The sequence below is a fragment of the Nonlabens sp. MB-3u-79 genome (assembly GCF_002831625.1).
Classification (GTDB): Bacteria; Bacteroidota; Bacteroidia; order Flavobacteriales; family Flavobacteriaceae; genus Nonlabens.
Window position 1 is genome coordinate 397,199 of the sequence record NZ_CP025116.1, and the last position, 19,653, is coordinate 416,851.

The window sequence follows — 19,653 nt, forward strand, 5'->3', positions numbered from 1 at the left end:
GATGCACAAAAATCTTGCTGTTTGAAAGTTTTGGGACTATTTATGTAACCTCATTGTTAATTCTGTAGACTCTTTGCAACTTTTGAATTTGCTTTGTATTCCCAACAACAATAATCTTAGAACCTGGTGCTAGTTGCATTTTAGGATCTGGATTTACCGTATAATTACCGTCGGGCGCTTTGTACCCTATGATCGTACATCCTGTTTCCTTTCTTAAATTCAGATCTATAATGTTGCATTCTCTTATTTCGTCAAACATTTGCTCGTAAGAAATCTGTTCTAAATTCACTCCTTCACTACCTCCATAACTGAGATTATCCCAGAATTCGATCAAATCTGGACTCACAATTAAGGAAGCCATGTGCTGTCCACCTATAGTATCTGGAAGAATTACATTATCAGCTCCAGCGAGCTTTAATTTTTTATAAGAGTTCTCTTCACTCGCGCGCGAGATGATCTTAAGGTCCTTATTGAGCTGTCTTGCGCTGAGAACTATAAATAAATTATCTGTGTCTTTTGGCAATGCAGTGATCAAAGTAGAAGCTCTTTCTATACCCGCATTTATTAACACATCATCTTCATTGGCATTCCCTCTAAAAAAGTTTTGCTCGTCAAGAGACGCATCATCTATAACCTGTTGATCTTTTTCTATAATAATAAAATCTCTTTTATAATCTTGTAATTTTTGAACAGCCTGCTTTCCATTACGACCATATCCACAAACGATAATGTGATTTTCCATAGATTCTAAATGTTTAATTTTTCTTTTCTTCCTGAGGTCTGCCTGATTATCCCGAGATAACAAATATTCTGAAATAGCAGATACCGCGTAACCTACGACAATAACACTAATGAGAATAAAGAAGACTGTGAATAATTTAGCTGCTTGAGAGGGCTCTGCTATTTCCCTGTAACCTACGGTCGTGATCGTGATTACGGTCATATACAAGGCATCTATCCATGATAGCTCCATGGATAATTTAAAGCCCAAAACTCCTGCAAAAAGCACGAGAAACAATAAAGCAATTGCTATTCTAAGTTTACTAGGCACAAATTATAAGGTTAAAGGTCAAAAACAGAGCTGCGTTTTGTATAAACCAGGTCTTTGATTTTGATCCAAAAAGCCATAATCAAATACACTGCAAAACCAGCACCTAATGTCGCAAAGGTAAAATAGATAAAAGTGATGCGCACACTGCGAGCTTTCATCCCTAGTTTTTCCGCCACACGAGTAGATACGTAAAAACCGTATTTTTCCATGATAGTGCGCAAGTATGTAACTATTCCCATTGTGTAAATTTAGGCAATAGCTTTGATACTTTATAGGTCTTATTCAAGATTTAGAAAGTGACTCGATTAAGGGCGCAGTAATGCGACTCCTATATCGCAGCTCAAGCATTTATTCACATCACAGTAATTGGGCTTTAGCTGTAATAAAGATTGTGTTTGCAAGGCGTTTTCTACCTTAAAAAGCTTTCTAAAACCAGTTGTAATCGTATTCTTCTCTGGTTTCAATTGGTACATTAATTCCAGCAACTCTTCTGTGATATCTTTTGCGATAGCTCTGGCATGCATAAATTTTATAGGTACGATACAGTTGATAATTAATAAATCGATAAAATCTGTAGTAAGTACTTTTTCTCTTTCTTCGGTTTTTTTATCAAATACATGATGCGTATCCCAATACTTAGCTGCTTTTACTTCAAAAAGTTGGTGGATTTCTGTTCTGGATTTAGCAAGAAGAAGGGCTCCAAAAAGAACTGGATTTTTTTGATACAATCTCGCGAGCTGTGAAATCCTGATGGTAGGATAATTAGCCGGACGCAGCCTAAAGAATTTCATAGGGGTTAAAGAGGCTTTTAAGTTGTGTTTCGCTTTCGCGAAAGCGTACTCATCAGCCAACTCTTTATAATAAGGATCTTTTTTACTTTCCTGCAACAAGCCTGCCTGACCTAATAAGGCGGCTTCTAACTGGAATGCATCTTTTGCTAATTTGCGTACCACGGCCTGATCCATACTACTGGCGAGCTGTTCAAAGGCATCGGCATTTATGTTTGTGCCAAAACTTCTCGACAGCAACTGAAAAAAAGCAGCTTCCCAATCGTTATTATTTTGGTCCAACATGTGTTTTATACGATCAGACTTCTGCGCTAATCTCTCAAAAAATAACTTTTCTAACCACAAGTCTCGCTTAAAAGAATCTATACGGGAAAACTGACTTTCACAGTTGATGAATTGGTTGTTTTTTACGGCAAAAAGTTGGTTGTAGGACTGCACTAAATCTGGAGTAACGTACTGCGATACTTCCAATACAGGGATGTTGATTCCATCTCTTCTCGTAATTTCTGCATCATGCATCCAGACAACATGCAGAATAACGTTATCATAAGCCGGATCATCGTCATGACCGTGAAGATACCAGTCACTTGCTTTGATGTGCATCTCTATATTGCCAGCCCAATCCTGACCATCAATTTCTACACGACCGTTAAAGAAGTCTGGTCCAGAAAAGAAATTATGTGTTCCCAGAGATTTTATTTTCACCTGTTTCCCCTCAGTAGTAAGCAGTTCCTGACCGCTTAACTTCTTAAATTTCCAGAGGTAATGTATAAAATCTTCTTGCATACGGAAAGATAGAAATAAAATATAACATCTTAATAATCAGAGTTTATACACCTTTTTAAAATTTAAAGTAGAAAAACAAAAAATCCAACATCCTTTGGCCTTTCCGACTACATTACTGCAGGCTTCCCCTTATCTGCATCAATTCATAAATGGTACAGACTAAAAAAACCTCAAAAGCGATACGGTTTTGAGGTTTTTTTTAGCTTTAATAGCTATATCTGTGTGGAAATACTGAATATTTAATTTCTAAACACCCCAGCACTTCGTGTTTTATTCATCGTCTGGATGGTACGTCCCATCTTCTTTTAACCAGCCTTTAGAACGCATCCAGTCGTCATTAAAAAACTTACCTACATAGCGACTTCCATGATCATGATAGAGAATCACTACGACGTCGTCTTTGGTAAAACCTACTTCTTCGTGAATTTGTTTTAATCCTTTGATGGCAGCTCCGGCACTGTTTCCTAAAAACATTCCTTCTTCTTTTGCCAGTCTCCTTGTATAAACCGCAGCATCTTTATCGGTTACTTTAGTAAAGCCGTCGATGATTTCAAAACGAACATTGAGCGGCAAAATATCTTCCCCTATTCCTTCTGTTACATAAGAATGAATCTCGTTCTCATCAAAAATTCCCGTCTCATGATATTTTTTAAACACAGAACCATAAGTATCAATTCCCCAAATCTTAATGTTAGGATTCTTCAATTTAAGATAAGAGCCTACTCCAGAGATCGTACCTCCAGTTCCTACACCTACCACAAAATGAGTGATCTTCCCTTCTGTTTGCTCCCATATTTCAGGACCAGTACTTTGGAAGTGGGCTTTACAATTGGAGGGGTTATCGTATTGATTCACATACCAAGAGTTAGGTATTTCTTCACTCAATCGCTTGCTAGTTGAATAATAAGATTGTGGATCGTCAGGAGCTACGTCTGTAGGACACACATAAACCTCAGCACCTACTGCTCTCAAAATATCCATTTTTTCATTAGACTGTTTATCACTCAGTACACAGATTAACTTATATCCTTTTATGATTGCAGCAAGAGCAAGTCCCATTCCAGTATTACCACTAGTTCCTTCAATGATGGTTCCACCAGGTTTCAAACGACCGTCTGCCTCAGCATCTTCGACCATCAGTAACCCCATTCTATCCTTTACAGAGTTACCTGGATTAAAAGTCTCGTATTTTGCGAGTACTAAAGCTGGAATATCTTCTACCAGTTTGTTCATTTTAACAAGTGGCGTATTACCTATAGTACCTAATATATTTTCTGCGTAATTCATGTAACCTAATTAGACTGCAAAAATAGGATTTTAGAAGTGTATGAATTAAAAATATCTCTTAATCTCCCAGAATATTTTAATTATTCTGATTTCTGGTGTTTTATTTATAAAAAATGGAATTTGATGTGGCACTTTCTTTCACCGAGTTTACCTACACCGAATAGTTCAATAACTTCGACATCAACGGATCAAAGTATTCCAATGCCCAATTGATGCGGTTTCAAACCATCTTGAATCTTTATAGATCCAAAAATTTAAGACCTAACACGTTCATAAAAAGTCTTTTTTGCCTCTTGATCATTTCCGAAAAGCCATTGCACTACATTCTCATCCCACATATCATCGGCCTCCTCTGAAGTAATGATGTCGCGTTCCATAGCGAGGTCTATTATTTTGCCAGGATAACTGCTCTGTTTTTCACTATCCATCTCTCCAAGCGGGTAGGGGTCATCGAGACCAACAAGAACCTGCTTTGAACCTTGATTTTCAACTAAAAGATGTAAGGAACCCGTATCATGAACAAGCGTATCAAAGAAAATATTAGGATGCCCCACTGATTTTCTAGGATGTGTTTTCCCTTCAAATAAATCTGGTCGCCCATCAAAGCCTTGAATTCGACGTCCTAAATTCATTTGTGCCAGTTGTCCACCATGCGCAAAACACACCCGCATTCCTGGATATTTTTGAGCATACCCGTTTAAAGTTAGAAAGTGATACGCATCTGCACATTGAGCCAGCATCCAGATCAAATGAAAACGCCAAGAGGTGTTTTGAAGTTTAATAAATTTCTCTCCATCATAAGGATGTATTTCTACAGCGAGATTTAACTCGCTGGCCAACTCAAAAATAGGCTCGTTTTCTTCATCAAAAATGCACCTCCATTGACCTATGGTATCCATATAATGAGTAGGTAAACAAAGTAGTTTCATCCCTAATACCTTTACACAGCGCTCCATTTCCCATAATGCGCCACGCACATAGCCTGGATGTACCACAAAACCACTGGTAAATTTTGAAGGGTGATCACGTTGCACTCCAGCGTTAAAGTCATTTTGAAAACGCAGGGCTTGTTTCATCTCCTCTAGACGCAAGCCATTTCCGTATAATTGACTCAAATTGAGCACAACAGCATGATCTATCTTATACTTATCCATCCACTCCAACTTTTCATCTAGAAAGAAACTAGAGTCGGTTACTGGACGTGACCAGTCTTTTTGTAACATATTTTTACGCTCAGGATCCACCCAAAAAATCCCCTTTTCTCGCATGAAATCCGGAATCTGCTCCGGATAAGGAAGTAAATGTGAGTGACCGTTGATACGTAGTTTTTTATTCATTTTTAAGTACTTAGTTACTATTAAGTTTTATTCCCCAACTGTACTGCGGTCGTCTCAAAAAGAGAAGACTATTCAACATGATTCGACTAAAAATTCAAATTATGATTTTACTTTTATTTTTATTCTTGTTAAAGACTCTTCGTTCTTCCACCGTCTACTGGCAAGTTGACACCGTTGATATATCCAGCTTTGTCACTGGCTAAAAATGTAATCGCATTAGCTACTTCTTCTGGCTCGGCAAATCTTCTTGCAGGCACATGACCTTTCATGATTTCGGCAGCTTGTTCTTCACTCTGCCCAGCTCTTGAAGCTTTTCCCGAAATAATTTTATCCAATCTATCGGTTGCGGTAAAACCAGGTAATATGTTATTTACAGTAATGCCGTGAGGGCCCAACTCGGTCGCTAGTGTTTTTGCCCAGCTGGCCACTGCTCCACGTATCACGTTAGAAACACCTAAGAATTCGATAGGCGCTTTTACACTGGTAGAAATCACATTGATCACCCTTCCATAACCGGCCTCTTTCATTCCTGGAGCACAAGCTTGAATCAATACCTGATTGCATTTTACATGTTGTGTAAAAGCTTGTTCTAAGGCATCGACTTCTGCATCGATTAAGAATCCTGGTGCAGGGCCGCCTGTGTTATTGATGATGATGTGGATGGGGTTCGCTTTCGCGAAAGCGGAAACCACAGCTCCCACTTCCTTATAATTAGAAAAATCAGCAACCAAATACGTATGGTCATCGCGCTGGCTTTTATCTAATTCATTGAGAACTTCCTGAAGTTTATTTGGATTGCGCGCCAGTAAAATTACGCGAGCACCTGCCTGAGCAAACTGTATGGCTGTTGCTCTTCCTATTCCTGTACTGCTCCCACAAACCAGAGCAGTTTTATTTTTTAAGTCAATGTTCATCTAGCGAATTTAAGAAAAATAGAAAGAAGTTTAAGAATAGAAAACAGCCTTTGTCTTGCAATGTTTCAATAATAGGCAAGTCCCATTGTCCTGCGGACATTTCCCCAAAGGAAAAAGCTCCAAGTTCTAGATCTATAGATAATCAAATAATACGTATATGAACGATTCCAAGCGATTCCGCTCTAAAGTGCAATGAGCATTTAATAAATGAATCATTCCTTCTGTTTACTACAATCAAATTTTCTGGGATCACAACCTACTTTAAAGACAAATGAAAGTATAATAACTACCTTTGTTGCTTTCTATAAAATATGATCGTAACAAAGAATAAAGAAGAGCTAGAAATCATGCGTCGTGCGGCGTTAATGGTAAGTAAAACCTTAGGGATGATTGCTGCCGAAATCAAGCCAGGAGTCACTACACTAAGACTAGATACTCTTGCAGAACAATACATACGTGACAATGGCGCCATCCCTGGCTTTAAAGGATTGTATGATTGTCCGAGCACATTGCTTATTTCTCCTAATGAAGAAGTTGTTCACGGAATTCCTAAAGAAGTAGCAATCAAAGAAGGTGATGTACTTTCTATAGATTGTGGTGCCATCGTAGATGGTTTTTATGGTGATCATGCCTATACCTTTGCCGTGGGAGAAGTACCTCAAGAAACGATTGATCTTCTCGATAGAACAAAAAACTCTTTATACGTAGGAATCGAAAAATTCAGAACTGGAAACCGAGTTGGTGATGTAGGTTATGCGATTCAGGAGTATTGTGAATCTTTTGGTTACGGAATCGTACGTGAACTCGTAGGTCATGGACTGGGAAAAGTGATGCATGAGGATCCACAAATGCCTAATTACGGAAAACGTGGTCGAGGTAAGAAATTTGTAGAAGGAATGACCGTGGCTATAGAACCTATGATCAACTTAGGAACTAAAGACATCAAGCATTATCCCGACGGCTGGACGATCAAAACCAAAGACATGAAACCTAGCGCACATTTTGAGCACAATATAGCTATAGTAGATGGCGAGCCTCGCTTGTTGAGTACCTTTGATTATATCTATGAAGTGCTAGGAATAACTTCTAATGAAGAAGACCCCTACCGCTGGAAAGAGTAAAAATAAAATCAAAAGTAAAATCAAAATCAAGTAGAAAGCCCAACACTTTTTGATTAAGAAAAGAAAAACTCACCCTTTAGGGTTGGGGAAAAAGACCTTAGAGTTAAACTAAAGTGCAGATAGAACAAGCAGATTCAGCATCAAGTGCGGAATGACAAGATTAAACATGAAAAAACTCTTTAAATTCTTTCTCAACCTCATCCCCAGACCTTGGCTTATAAGTGCCAGTTATTATGTGCGTCCATTGATCACCTGGTGGTATCGTGGCGAGCAATATGAAGACCCTATTGATGGAAAGACCTTTAAAAGTTTCTTGCCTTATGGCTATGAAAAGGTGCGGGAGAATGTGCTTTCTCCATCCACACTTTCATTAGAGCGCCATCGACTGCTTTGGCTGTACCTGAAGCACAAAACCGATTTACTTAGTAGACCACAAAAGTTGTTGCATTTTGCTCCAGAGCAATGTTTTTATAAACGCTTTCGCCAAAGCAAGACCATCAACTACACCACCACCGACCTTAATTCGCCACTTGCTGATGTGTCTGCCGATATCTGTAATCTGCCATTTGCTGATAATGAATTTGATTTTATTCTTTGCAATCACGTCTTAGAACATATTCCAGACGATTTTAAAGCGATGCAAGAAATCTTTAGAGTTCTTAAACCTGGTGGGAAGGCGATTCTACAAATACCATTAGACAATGATCGCGATCTAACATTTGAAGATGATTCTATCACCGATCCTAAAAAACGCGCTCGTATTTTTGGACAATACGACCATGTGCGTGTTTATGGAATGGATTATTTTGACCGGTTAGAAAAAGCAGGTTTTACAGTTGCCGCAGTGGATTACACCAAAGAACTAGGGGCTCAACAAGTAGACCGTTACCGACTTGCCGCTGGGGAGTTGATTCCTGTGGTGAGTAAATAAACCTTATTTCTTAAATTAAAATATGATGCTGGAAGAACAGGTTTTCCCTAAGGGTAATATTAATTCTACCCTTAGGGAAAACAAAGCCTTGATATGCTCTTACCTTCACTTTAAAAAATAATATGTAATTTTATTTCGTGTCTAGAAATAATCTACAACTATACATCCATCTAGTTTTTGTGACCAATTATCGTGATTACTTAATAACTGACAGATTTGAAAAACAGTTGCATCAATTTTTATGGAATAAGCCATTAGAGCTAGAACTAACGCCGCTAATGATAAATGGAATGCAAGATCATATACATTTACTTTTAAAAATTACATCGACAATAACCATAGCATCTGTGGTTAAAAATTTAAAAGCACCCAGTTCTAGGTTTTTGAACGAGTTAACTCAAAGTGACTTTTTTGAATGGTCTAGAGGATATGGAGCTTTTACAGTGAGTAAAAAAGATGTAAGCTTTATTGCAGAATATATTAGAAATCAAAAAACACATCATGATAAAGGAACCGTAAATCCTGAATTAGAAAATTAAGCGCTTTTTTACTTTCCAAAGGGTAGAATTAATTCTACCCTTTGGAAAGCGGCATATTTACGCTTTACAAAGTTAAATAGGTTAAAATCTACCCAGCCTTTTTTACAAACCTCTCAAAACCTGGTGTGGTTTCAAACCTCAATAAACCACTCCTATCCATATACATAATAAGCACCTCCAGGTCTGGTAAATCCTGAAGCAACTCTTTAGACTTCTCTAGTGGCATAGCCATAAAAGCAGTCGCAAAACCGTCAGCTAGTGTGCAGTTTTTTGCGATCACATTAACGCCTAGAACCTCACTGGGTTGCGCCATACCTGTCAACGGGTTTACCGTGTGCACAAACTCTTGACCGCTTTCTGGATCTATTTTGAACTTGCGGTAATTACCGCTTCCAGCCATGGCTTTATCTGATAATTCCACCACAGTGATGTACTGGCGTTGCATAGGTTTTTGATTGGGATCGTCTATACCAACAGACCATTTTCCATTGCGCTCTAGATTCATTCCTTTGGTAACTACCTCTCCACCTACTTCTACCAAATAATTTTTAACTCCCATTTGATCTAGTAATCTGGCCATGTAATCCACCAATGTTCCTTTTGCGATAGCGTTAAATTCTAGGTACATTCCCTTTTGATCAGATTTAATGTAAAAAGAATCTTTTACTTGAGAAGGAAGCAATTGCATTTTGTAAAAACCTACCAGTTGCTTGAGGCTGTCGATTTGCTTTTGAGAAGGTATTCTTTCCTGTGTACCGTCAGCGCCAAAACCATAAGCATTCACTAGATTCCCAACCGTGGGGTCAAAATAACCACCTGTCTTGCGATATACTTCTTGCGCTTGTTCAAATACTTCTTTAAAAGGCTTGCCCACGAGAACGCCGTCTTCTCCTGCATTTATTCTATTGATCAACGAGCCTTTTACCCACGTACTCATTGAATTATTGAACATATCGATGATGCTATCCACTTCTGCTTTTACTTGTATTTCTTCGTCTGCAAATAACTTTATAGAATAGGTGGTTCCTATCGCATTGCCCACAAATTGTTGTGCTTCTGGAACAAACACATCAGCCTCTTTTTCTTTACAGGAAAAAAGCAAAAGTGACGCTGCGATAACTAAACAAAATCTCATATTATATCTTTTAAGTTTCAAAAAAACCTTCTTCACCTACTCGTAAAGATGTTTATACTATATTCTTTAAGCGACTGGTGTTGAGCAAGAGCCGCTGTCGCAGTAAGCAGACCTTATTCTAAGCCGCAAGGCTACTTGATTTCTATCAATCCTGCAAAATTCACCACATAATCATCCTCGTGGTGCACCGGCATTTCATAATCTCGAGAATTAGCTAGACCTACTCCAGCATAATAGGTAGTGGCTTTGTATTTATCTCCATGATCGCGCATCATGTGGAGTAATTTCTCATCATAATGTACTGGGTTTTCAGGGTAGGTCACCGCACGCACCACCACAAAATGTAAAAATTTGTCTTTTAATGCCACAAACTGCGGGTCCTTTTTAGGTTTAGAATTGATGGATAAAAACTCAAATCCCAACTCTTCCATTTCTTTTCCTACGATATTCATCGCCAATTGGTGTAATTCCTGTTCTGATAGTGGTGTAAGCATCCTACAAAGATAAAGTTCATAGTTTAATTAAGAGTTAAAGTTATGCCGCTTTCGCGAAAGCGGTATTAAAGTAAACTAAGAAAAACCTTTTCCATATCTTTAGCCTTATACGTGTACAGCCCTATGAAAACTATATTTTACTGCTTTTTAATTTTTATAACAGCAACAATTTCCAGCTGCACGACAGATGCTAAGATCGACTCCTCCCCTGCCATCGCAGACCGACCACTGACCGAATATGTCAATACGTTTATAGGAACTGGCGGCCATGGGCATACCTATCCTGGAGCAACTATGCCTTTTGGTATGATGCAATTGAGCCCTGACACCCGTCTTGACGGTTGGGATGGCTGTAGCGGTTATCACTACAGTGACGATGTGATTTACGGGTTTTCACACACCCATTTAAGCGGCACTGGTGTGAGCGATTATGGAGATATTCTTCTCATGCCTACCGACAAAGCCGTCTACAATAACGGCGCCGATGGTAAGGAAGGCTACTCCTCTAAATTCTCTCATGATAAGGAGAAAGCCAGCCCTGGGTATTATGAAGTGCATCTGGACGATACCGATATCGATGTGCGATTAACGGTTACCGAACGAGCAGGAATGCATGAATATCAATTCCCTTCTTCAAAGAATCAATTTGTGATGCTGGATTTAGAGCATAGAGATAAATTATTACAGCACGATTTACAATTGATATCAGAAACTGAAATTATTGGGAAGCGTTTTTCTAGCGCTTGGGCAACAGAGCAAATGTTATTTTTCTACATAACAACCTCGCACCCTATTAAAAACTGGAATACAAAACAGGAGGTAACGCCTAAAAAATTAGCTCTAAATTTTGACAACCCTAACAATGAGCCCGTCAGCATTAAAATAGGAATTAGTGCAGTAGATGAAGCTGGAGCAAAACAAAATCTAGAAACCGAAATAGGCAACAAAGATTTTGAAACCATTAAAAAGCAAGCTAACCACTCTTGGGAAAAGCAACTGAATAAAATTGTAATAGAAGATGACAATTACGATAACAAAGTCAACTTTTACAGTGCTTTATACCATACCATGATAGCTCCTAATTTGTATCAAGATGTGGATGGACGTTATCGCGGTATGGATCTAGAAATTCATAAAACTAAAGACTTCGATTACTACACGGTTTTCTCCATGTGGGACACCTACAGAGCGGCTCACCCTTTGTACACCATTATAGAACAAGAACGCACCAACGATTTTATCCATACACTAACGGCCAAATACGATGAAGGTGGTATTCTTCCTATTTGGGATTTAAGTGGCAATTATACCGGTTGTATGATAGGTTATCACGCCATTCCCATCATTGCAGATGCTTATTTAAAAGGAATCAGAGATTACGACGTAGACAAAGCTTTTGAAGCCATGCTTCACAGTGCTAATCAAGATAAACTAGGCTTAGAATCTTATAAAAAATACGGCTTTATTCCTGTAGAACTAGAAAGCGAGTCGGTTTCTAAAACACTAGAATATGCCTATGACGACTGGACCATCGCACAAATGGCCAAGGCTATGGGCAATGAAGAAAAGTACGCTGAATTTACTCGCAGAGCACAAAATTATAAGAACATGTACAATCCGGCTACTGGGTTTTTACAAGGTCGTTACCGCAATACATGGTTTGCTCCTTTTAAACCAGAAGAGGTCAATTTCAATTATACAGAAGCAAATGCCTGGCAGTACAGTTTGTACACGCCACAAGATATTTCTGGTCATATCGATCTGATGGGAGGTGATGCCGCTTATGAAAAGCACCTCGATCATATGTTTACTGCAAAAATGGAAACCTCTGGCCGCCATCAAGCCGATATTACCGGATTGATAGGTCAATACGCTCATGGAAATGAACCCAGTCATCACATGGCCTATTTGTATAACTTTATAGGCAAACCTCATAAAACTCAAGAAAAAGTCCATGAAATTCTCACCACTTTGTACCACAACGCACCAGATGGCGTATCTGGAAATGAAGACTGTGGACAGATGAGCGCTTGGTATGTGATGAGTGCACTAGGATTTTATCCGGTGACTCCAGGAAGCAACCAGTATATTATTGGAACGCCATTATTTGACAAAGCGACTATTAACCTAGAAAATGGCGAGCAGGTTACTTTGATTAAAAATGGAGTTGGGAAGTATATAGAAAGTATTGATTATGATAGTGCCTCTTTAGCAAAAGCAGAACCAATTTCAAGTTCCTTTTTAACCCATGACATCATCACCGAATCTGGAACGCTCGTCTACAACATGAGTGCACAACCTACATCTTGGGCAACAGCAGTGGAAGACCGACCAGTAAGTGCTATTACTGAAGAACTCATTACCGCAGTGCCTTATATAGAATCTGGAGCTATTTCTTTTTCTGATACAACCACAATTACGCTGAACACCATTGACGCCGATGCCGAGATATTTTACAGCATCAATGGAAGCGAATTTGAATTATACGAAAGCCCTATACCTATTTCAGAACCTATAATCCTCTCGGTTAATGCAGTAAAGGATGACAAAATAAGTCATACCCTTACTACCGAATTTTACAAATACGACAAGAATATGTCCATCGTCTTAGAGCACACCTATGCAAACGAATACAGTGCTGGCGGCAACGATGCCTTGATAGACGGGATGAAAGGAACCCAAGATTTCCGTTCTGGATCCTGGCAAGGAACACAAAAAGAAGATGTGGTAGCTACAGTAGATTTAGGAAGTTCCAAAGAGGTACAACAAGTCCGTACCAGTTTCTTAAAAGACCAACGCAGCTGGATTTTCTATCCTAAGAAAGTCATCTTTGAACTCTATGATGAGAATAAAAAACTCCTCAAAACAGTATCAGAAAAACTACCTGAAACTGGCAAAGAAGAAATCGTTGCGATTCATAATGTCAACTTGAAGACCGCAGTAAAAAATGTGCGTTTTGTAAAAATGCGAGCCCTTACTTATGGTAAATTACCAGAATGGCATTTGGGGCATCCTTATGATGGCAATGCTTGGATTTTTGTGGACGAAATAACAGTGAAATAATTAAGAGTTAAGAAAAAATGGACATAAAAAATTTCATCAATAATGAAGAGCAAATCCCTTTATCAGGATTTTGGTTGGATAATTATGAACCTGCATCAGGAACTATTTATGGGGAGATACCCAATTCTAACGAAGATGATGTGGAGAAAGCTTATCAAGCCGCAAAAGCAGCTTTTCCATCTTGGTCGAACACATCAATTGATGAGCGCTCTAAAATCATGTTGCGCATCGCAGACTTGATAGAAGAAAATCTAGGAGCTCTCGCTGCAGCAGAATCTCGTGATAATGGGAAACCTGTATGGCTGGCTCAAGCTGTTGACATACCGCGAGCGTCTTCTAATTTTAGATTCTATGGTCATGCCATTACTCAATATGCTACTAAAGCTCATGAAAGTGTTGGCAAGAACACCATGAATTATACAATACGCAAACCTATAGGTGTCGTAGGTTGTATCTCCCCGTGGAATTTACCTCTGTATTTATTTACCTGGAAAATTGCTCCAGCCATCGCCGCTGGAAATTGTGTGGTAGCTAAGCCTAGTGAAGTGACGCCTGCCACCGCTTATTTATTGGGTGAAATCGTTGAAAAAGCTGGTTTGCCTGCTGGAGTTCTCAACATCGTTCATGGAAATGGAGCGAGCTGTGGTCAAGCAATTGTCGCGCATCCAGATATCAAAGCCATCAGTTTTACTGGAGGGACCACAACTGGCGCGCACATTGCAAGAACTGCTGCACCTATGTTTAAGAAACTTTCTTTGGAATTGGGAGGTAAGAACCCCAACCTCATTTTCGCTGACTGTGATTATGATAAAATGCTAGATACCACAGTGCGTTCCTCCTTTGCAAATCAAGGTCAGATCTGTCTTTGCGGCAGCCGTATTTTTGTGCAGCAGGAGATTTATGAGCGGTTTAAAACAGACTTTGTTGATCGTGTGAAGAACCTGAGAGTTGGTCATCCAGACCAGTCTAGCACCAAAGTAGGTGCCTTGGTCAGTGCTGGTCATAGAGAAAAGATTGAAGAGTACCTCGCTTTCGCGAAAGCGGAACCAGAAAACTACCGCATCTTAACCGGCGGAAACCGTGTCATCGTAAAAGAATATGAAAAGGGTTATTACCTAGAACCCACCGTAATCGAAGTGTCCTCCAACGACTGCAAACTGAATCAAGAAGAGATCTTCGGACCGGTGGTGACCATCATGCCATTTACCGACGAAGCTCACGCACTAGAACTCGCAAACGGCACTAAATACGGACTCAGCGCGACTTTGTGGACCAACGATTTATCCAGAACCATGAGAATGACGCAAGAAATCGAAGCCGGAATAGTATGGGTCAACACCTGGCTGAATAGGGATTTGCGCACCCCTTTTGGCGGCGTAAAAGACAGCGGCGTAGGTCGTGAAGGTGGCTTTGAAGCTTTGGACTTCTTTACCGAACCTAAGAATGTTTGTATTGAGTATTAAAATATCCTTCTGATCCAGATGATGCCAATACAGATAGTTGAAAGGTCAATTCTCCTTTCTAGAAGCTGCTAACACCAATAGTTGGCATGTCGGGTCTTAATTATCCTTTTTAAATTAGAAACTAACATGCCAAGTATTCTTCTTTCTTGGCATGTTTGGTTGACATCGAAAAGCCTAAAAATAAACTCGTACACGGTTTCAAAATTTAAAGTAACCCTTTTTTAAAATCAGCTCCCCGATTTGATCCAGACGATGCCAATACAGATAGTTGAAAGGTCAATTCTCCTTTCTAGAAGCTGCTAACATAAGTAGTTGGCAGGTCGGGTCTCCACAATTTCTTTTAAATTAGAAACTAACATGCCAAGTATTCTTCTTGGCATGTTTGGTTGACTTAAAAGATGTTCTTACCTTGTTATTATGAACGATAGAATCGAAGGAGATAAATATTACCATATTTTTAATCAAGCAAATGGCATGATTGATATTTTTAAGGAATCTCGTAATTATCCTTTCTTTATCGATAAAATGGAAAAACACCTGTCACCAGTTTGCGAGATTATCGCTTTTTGTTTGATGAAAAACCATTTTCATCTCGTTGTTAAAACAAAAGAAATAGAAGAAACTCAAATTTCAAGAGCCTTTGCAAATTTATTTATAGGTTATGCAAAAGCATATAACAAAGCCTATAATCGTTCGGGAAGTTTATTTAAAAAGCCTTTTAAGAGGAAACTTATAGCATCAGAAACCTATTTGAAAAATGTTATTTTATATGTGCATTCCAATCCAGTTAAGGATGGATTTGTAGAAGACATCATTAGTTATCCTTGGTCTTCTTACAATGAAATTTTAGATGATTTAGCCACATTTATAGATCGTGACTTTGTTCTAGAATTGTTTGATGATTCCACTAACTTTGTTGCCGCTCATAGAGCTTATCAATTAAACACCTCTTTCACTCCTACTTTTGAACAAAACTAACTACAACACCATAATCATAGGCGGCGGCGCAGCTGGATTTTTTACCGCCATCAATCTGGCAGAGCAGACCAGCAATCATTCTATTGCGATATTGGAACGCGGAAAAGACGTACTCCAAAAAGTGCGTATTTCAGGCGGTGGAAGATGCAATGTCACGCATGCTGAGTTTGAACCAAAACCTCTATCCCGTAATTACCCAAGAGGAGAGAAAGAACTATTAGGTCCATTTCACAGTTTTATGACAGGTGATACCATCGCTTGGTTTGAAGAGCGTGGCGTAGAATTAAAAATCGAAGAAGATGGACGTATGTTTCCGGTTTCTAATTCTTCACAGACCATTATCGACTGCTTTATCTCGCTAGCACGAAAACACAACATAGATATTCTTACCAGCAATAATGTGGCCTCTATCGAGAAAACAGATTCTTGGAAATTACATACTAAAACAGATACGTTCTCTTGTGAACATCTAGTGGTCACCGCAGGAAGTAGTCCAAAAGTTTGGGAAATGATGCGTCAACTAGATCATACGATTGTAAATGCAGTCCCTTCCCTTTTCACCTTCAATATAGTTGATAAAAAAATAATCGAGTTGGCAGGAATAGCGGTAGAAGCTCGAGTAGAAATACCTCAATTACAGCTAGAATCTCAAGGACCTTTATTGATTACCCACTGGGGATTTTCGGGGCCGGCCATTTTAAAAATGAGTGCTTGGGGAGCAAGAGAACTGCATGAATCAGATTATAAATTTGATTTGGTGGTGAATTGGTTGAATTATATTTCTGCTCAAGACTGTTTTGAAACTTTAGCCGCGAGAAGAAAAGACAGCAAAAAGCAAGTAGGTAACGAGTGGCTGTTTGATCTACCTAAACGACTTTGGAAATATTTAGTAGAAAGCATCAGTCTTACAGAAAAAAACTGGGCCGATTGTTCCAATACGGACCTTCATAATCTCGCGACAGTATTAACAGCAAGCACCTTTGCTATCAATGGAAAAAGCACTTTTAAAGAAGAGTTTGTCACTGCTGGCGGTGTGGATTTAAAAGAAGTGAACTTCAAGTCTTTTTCTTCCAAAAAACAAGATAATTTGTACCTCGCAGGAGAAATCCTAAATATAGATGCCATTACTGGCGGCTTTAATTTTCAAAATGCCTGGACCGGTGGCTGGATGATTGCAAGGGCAATAGGCAGTAGGCAGTAGGCAGTAGGCAGTAGGCAGTAGGCAGTAGGCAGTAGGCAGTAGGCAGTAGGCAGTAGGCAGTAGGCAGTAGGCAGTAGGCAGTAGGCAGTAGGCAGTAGGCAGTAGGCAGTAGGCAGTAGGCAGTAGGCAGTAGGCAGTAGGCAGTAGGCAGTAGGCAAAATCGCTTTGACTTTTTTTTAAAAAAAAGTCAAAGCGATTTTTATGTGTTTATGAAAAGAAAAACGGTGCTTATAAATTTCACTGCTTTTATGAACTATTCTTTAGTGATCTTTCTCTATGGAACGCTGTGACTGATGCTATAAAATAAAATCTCGCAATCGCTTTCGTAGAAAAATATTCAATCAATTCTGTTATTTAGAGCTAAAAAGCTGTGGTTTTCTTAATTTAGGAGTTCAAATTTTGACACATTGAATAAGCAAACGATTTTAATGATTCTCGACGGTTGGGGAATCACACAAGACCCAAAAGTAAGTGCTATTGCGCAAGCAAACACTCCTTTTATAGATAGCCTATATAAGAAATACCCTCACGCCACCTTGCGTACTGACGGTGAGCACGTAGGACTTCCTGAAGGACAAATGGGAAATAGCGAGGTAGGTCACATGAACCTCGGTGCGGGTAGAATTGTCTATCAAGATCTTGCCAAAATCAATAAAGCCATAAAAGACGACACGCTTAAGGAAGAGAAAGTGCTGGTGGATGCTCTCGCTTTCGCGAAAGCGAACTCTAAAAAAGTACATTTCTTAGGATTGTTATCTGATGGTGGTGTTCATGCCCATATCAATCATTTAAAAGCATTGCTAGATATAGCGAGCGACCATGAAGTGGAAGAGGTTTTTATCCACGCATTTACTGATGGCCGAGATGTAGATCCTAAATCTGGCGCTGGTCATGTGGAAGACTTGATGAATTACATAAGCGGTACCAATGCACAGTTAGCATCTGTTACTGGACGTTATTTTGCCATGGACAGAGACCAACGTTGGGAACGTGTAAAGAAAGCTTATGATGTGATCGTGCACGGTATGGGTCTTCCTACACATGATCCTGTTGTCGCGATAAAAGAGAATTATAAAAAGGGTGTTACTGATGAGTTTATAGAACCTATAGTCGTGCTCAACGGCACTGAGCCTGCAGGTTTAGTAGAAGAAGGCGATGTGGTTATTTTCTTTAATTATAGAACTGACAGAGGCCGCGAACTAACTCAAATGTTATCCCAAAAAGATTTTCATGAGCAAAATACACATGCGCTGGATCTGTACTATGTCACCATGACTAAATATGATGAAAGCTACAAAAACATCAAGATCATCTTTGAAAAAGACAACCTTAAAAACACATTAGGAGAAGTCCTTTCTGCTGCTGGGAAAAAACAAATACGTATTGCAGAAACAGAAAAGTACCCCCATGTGACCTTTTTCTTTAATGGTGGTCAAGAAGAACATTTTCCTGGAGAAAGCCGGTTGATGTGTAACTCTCCTAAAGTAGCTACTTATGACTTGCAACCTGAAATGTCTATAGATTGCGTAACTAGCAGTATCATTCCAGAAATTAATAAAAAAACAGCCGATTTTATATGCCTTAATTTTGCCAATCCAGATATGGTTGGACATACCGGCTCTATGGAAGCAGCGGTAAAAGCATGTGAGGCTGTAGATGCTGCAGCAAACGAAGTCATTACTGCTGCCATTGAAAACGATTACACAGTGATCGTTATAGCAGACCACGGAAATTGCGAGGTAATGCTCAACCCCGATGGATCTGTAAATACAGCACACACCACTAATCCTGTTCCTATTATTATAGTCGATAAAGATATTAAAGAAGTAAAAGACGGGATTCTAGGGGACATCGCTCCTACTGTATTAAAGTTAATAGGTGTACAACAACCAAGTGAAATGACACAAAAATCATTAATTTAGTAACATGAAAAAGATATATATACTCATTGCCGCAGTAACACTTGCTGCTTGTGGAACTCAAAAGGTTGCCACAGAAAAAACAAGTGCTAATACGACTACCAATACAGAGGAGAAAATAAATAATGCCAGTCAGACAGATGGCAGCATAGACATAGGTGCTTCTTATGCAAAAGATGCGTCTGGAAATCTAACTGGAGTTGTTCAAAAAGATGCTTTTATGCAAGCACCTTTTAACTCTTGGTTCAATAATAGAATGGAGACTTATGCGGCCGATCAAGAAACGATAGACGCACTTAAATTAGCTCTTAAAGATGTAGAAATAAGAGCTTATATGGGTACTTGGTGCGGTGATTCCAAAAGAGAAACTCCTCAGTTTTATAATATCCTTGAGGCAGCCTACTTTGATATGGATCAACTTACCATGATCACTGTGGATCGTTCTAAAAAAAGACCTATAAACTTAGTTTCTGACTACAACATCCAGCGCGTACCTACCTTTATCTTTTACCGCAACGGGACTGAAATAGGCCGCTATGTAGAACGCCCTAGAGAATCTCTAGAAAAAGACATGTTGAAGATTGTTACTGGTCAAGAATACAAGCATTCTTACGATAACTAGAACGAACAATTTTATAATTTAAAA

At 39.1% G+C, this 19,653-nt stretch carries 18 protein-coding genes; 9 read left to right on the forward strand and 9 right to left on the reverse strand.

Annotated elements, in window-relative coordinates; translation table 11 throughout:
* Positions 1-40 precede the first annotated feature (40 nt).
* From CW736_RS01825 to CW736_RS01850, 6 genes are all read right to left on the reverse strand, one after another.
* Positions 41-1,051, reverse strand: a complete 1,011-nt coding sequence (locus tag CW736_RS01825) for a potassium channel family protein (protein ID WP_101012289.1) — start codon at positions 1,049-1,051, stop codon at positions 41-43.
* 11 nt (positions 1,052-1,062) lie between these two features.
* The gene (locus CW736_RS01830; protein ID WP_101012290.1) at positions 1,063-1,290 is read right to left on the reverse strand and encodes a PspC family transcriptional regulator; all 228 of its coding nucleotides are present in this window, start codon (positions 1,288-1,290) and stop codon (positions 1,063-1,065) included.
* A gap of 66 nt (positions 1,291-1,356) precedes the next feature.
* Positions 1,357-2,625 (reverse strand): DUF2851 family protein, encoded by a 1,269-nt coding sequence (locus CW736_RS01835; RefSeq protein ID WP_101012291.1) that lies wholly within the window; start codon positions 2,623-2,625, stop codon positions 1,357-1,359.
* 270 nt (positions 2,626-2,895) lie between these two features.
* Positions 2,896-3,912 carry a PLP-dependent cysteine synthase family protein gene (locus tag CW736_RS01840; protein ID WP_101012292.1) on the reverse strand — a complete coding sequence of 339 codons (1,017 nt, stop codon included), beginning with the start codon at positions 3,910-3,912 and terminating at the stop codon, positions 2,896-2,898.
* A gap of 254 nt (positions 3,913-4,166) precedes the next feature.
* Positions 4,167-5,249 (reverse strand): amidohydrolase family protein, encoded by a 1,083-nt coding sequence (locus CW736_RS01845; protein WP_101012293.1) that lies wholly within the window; start codon positions 5,247-5,249, stop codon positions 4,167-4,169.
* Between the two features lie 128 nt (positions 5,250-5,377).
* Positions 5,378-6,163, reverse strand: a complete 786-nt coding sequence (locus CW736_RS01850; RefSeq protein WP_101012294.1) for an SDR family oxidoreductase — start codon at positions 6,161-6,163, stop codon at positions 5,378-5,380.
* Between the two features lie 311 nt (positions 6,164-6,474).
* On the opposite strand from CW736_RS01850, the gene map reads away from it, so the two are divergent.
* The 3 genes from map (at position 6,475) to tnpA (ending at position 8,754) form a co-directional block, all read left to right on the forward strand.
* Positions 6,475-7,284 carry a type I methionyl aminopeptidase gene (gene map, locus CW736_RS01855; protein ID WP_101012295.1) on the forward strand — a complete coding sequence of 270 codons (810 nt, stop codon included), beginning with the start codon at positions 6,475-6,477 and terminating at the stop codon, positions 7,282-7,284.
* 166 nt (positions 7,285-7,450) lie between these two features.
* Entirely contained in the window at positions 7,451-8,215 is a 765-nt protein-coding gene (locus CW736_RS01860) for a class I SAM-dependent methyltransferase (RefSeq protein WP_101012296.1), read from the forward strand.
* 137 nt (positions 8,216-8,352) lie between these two features.
* Entirely contained in the window at positions 8,353-8,754 is a 402-nt protein-coding gene (tnpA, locus tag CW736_RS01865) for an IS200/IS605 family transposase (protein ID WP_101012297.1), read from the forward strand.
* An 88-nt stretch (positions 8,755-8,842) separates the two neighbouring features.
* On the opposite strand, the gene CW736_RS01870 is transcribed toward tnpA, so the two are convergent.
* A complete protein-coding gene (locus CW736_RS01870) occupies positions 8,843-9,889 on the reverse strand; it encodes an FAD:protein FMN transferase (protein WP_101012298.1) in 1,047 nt (348 codons plus the stop codon).
* A 131-nt stretch (positions 9,890-10,020) separates the two neighbouring features.
* A complete protein-coding gene (locus CW736_RS01875) occupies positions 10,021-10,383 on the reverse strand; it encodes a Na(+)-translocating NADH-quinone reductase subunit F (protein WP_101012299.1) in 363 nt (120 codons plus the stop codon).
* A gap of 123 nt (positions 10,384-10,506) precedes the next feature.
* Here CW736_RS01875 and CW736_RS01880 point away from each other — a divergent pair, with 123 nt between their 5' ends.
* The 4 genes from CW736_RS01880 to CW736_RS01895 all read left to right on the forward strand — a co-directional run bounded on the left by CW736_RS01880 (position 10,507) and on the right by CW736_RS01895 (position 17,088).
* Positions 10,507-13,446 (forward strand): GH92 family glycosyl hydrolase, encoded by a 2,940-nt coding sequence (locus CW736_RS01880; protein ID WP_101012300.1) that lies wholly within the window; start codon positions 10,507-10,509, stop codon positions 13,444-13,446.
* Between the two features lie 17 nt (positions 13,447-13,463).
* Positions 13,464-14,909 carry an aldehyde dehydrogenase gene (locus tag CW736_RS01885; RefSeq protein WP_101012301.1) on the forward strand — a complete coding sequence of 482 codons (1,446 nt, stop codon included), beginning with the start codon at positions 13,464-13,466 and terminating at the stop codon, positions 14,907-14,909.
* Positions 14,910-15,326: 417 nt separating this feature from the next.
* The gene (locus tag CW736_RS01890; RefSeq protein ID WP_101012302.1) at positions 15,327-15,887 is read left to right on the forward strand and encodes a transposase; all 561 of its coding nucleotides are present in this window, start codon (positions 15,327-15,329) and stop codon (positions 15,885-15,887) included.
* A complete protein-coding gene (locus tag CW736_RS01895) occupies positions 15,874-17,088 on the forward strand; it encodes an NAD(P)/FAD-dependent oxidoreductase (protein ID WP_101012303.1) in 1,215 nt (404 codons plus the stop codon). Before CW736_RS01890 ends, CW736_RS01895 begins: the two co-directional genes overlap by 14 nt.
* Here the strand turns inward: CW736_RS01895 and CW736_RS13990 are convergent.
* Positions 17,031-17,246, reverse strand: coding sequence for a hypothetical protein (locus CW736_RS13990; protein ID WP_157810861.1), 216 nt, complete (start codon positions 17,244-17,246; stop codon positions 17,031-17,033). The two genes, CW736_RS01895 and CW736_RS13990, sit on opposite strands and share 58 nt — an antisense overlap.
* A 249-nt stretch (positions 17,247-17,495) precedes the next feature.
* Here CW736_RS13990 and gpmI point away from each other — a divergent pair, with 249 nt between their 5' ends.
* The gene (gene gpmI, locus CW736_RS01900; RefSeq protein WP_101012304.1) at positions 17,496-19,010 is read left to right on the forward strand and encodes a 2,3-bisphosphoglycerate-independent phosphoglycerate mutase; all 1,515 of its coding nucleotides are present in this window, start codon (positions 17,496-17,498) and stop codon (positions 19,008-19,010) included.
* Positions 19,011-19,014: 4 nt separating this feature from the next.
* On the forward strand, positions 19,015-19,629 hold the full coding sequence (locus CW736_RS01905) for a thioredoxin family protein (RefSeq protein WP_101012305.1): 615 nt from the start codon (positions 19,015-19,017) through the stop codon (positions 19,627-19,629).
* Positions 19,630-19,653: the final 24 nt, after the last annotated feature.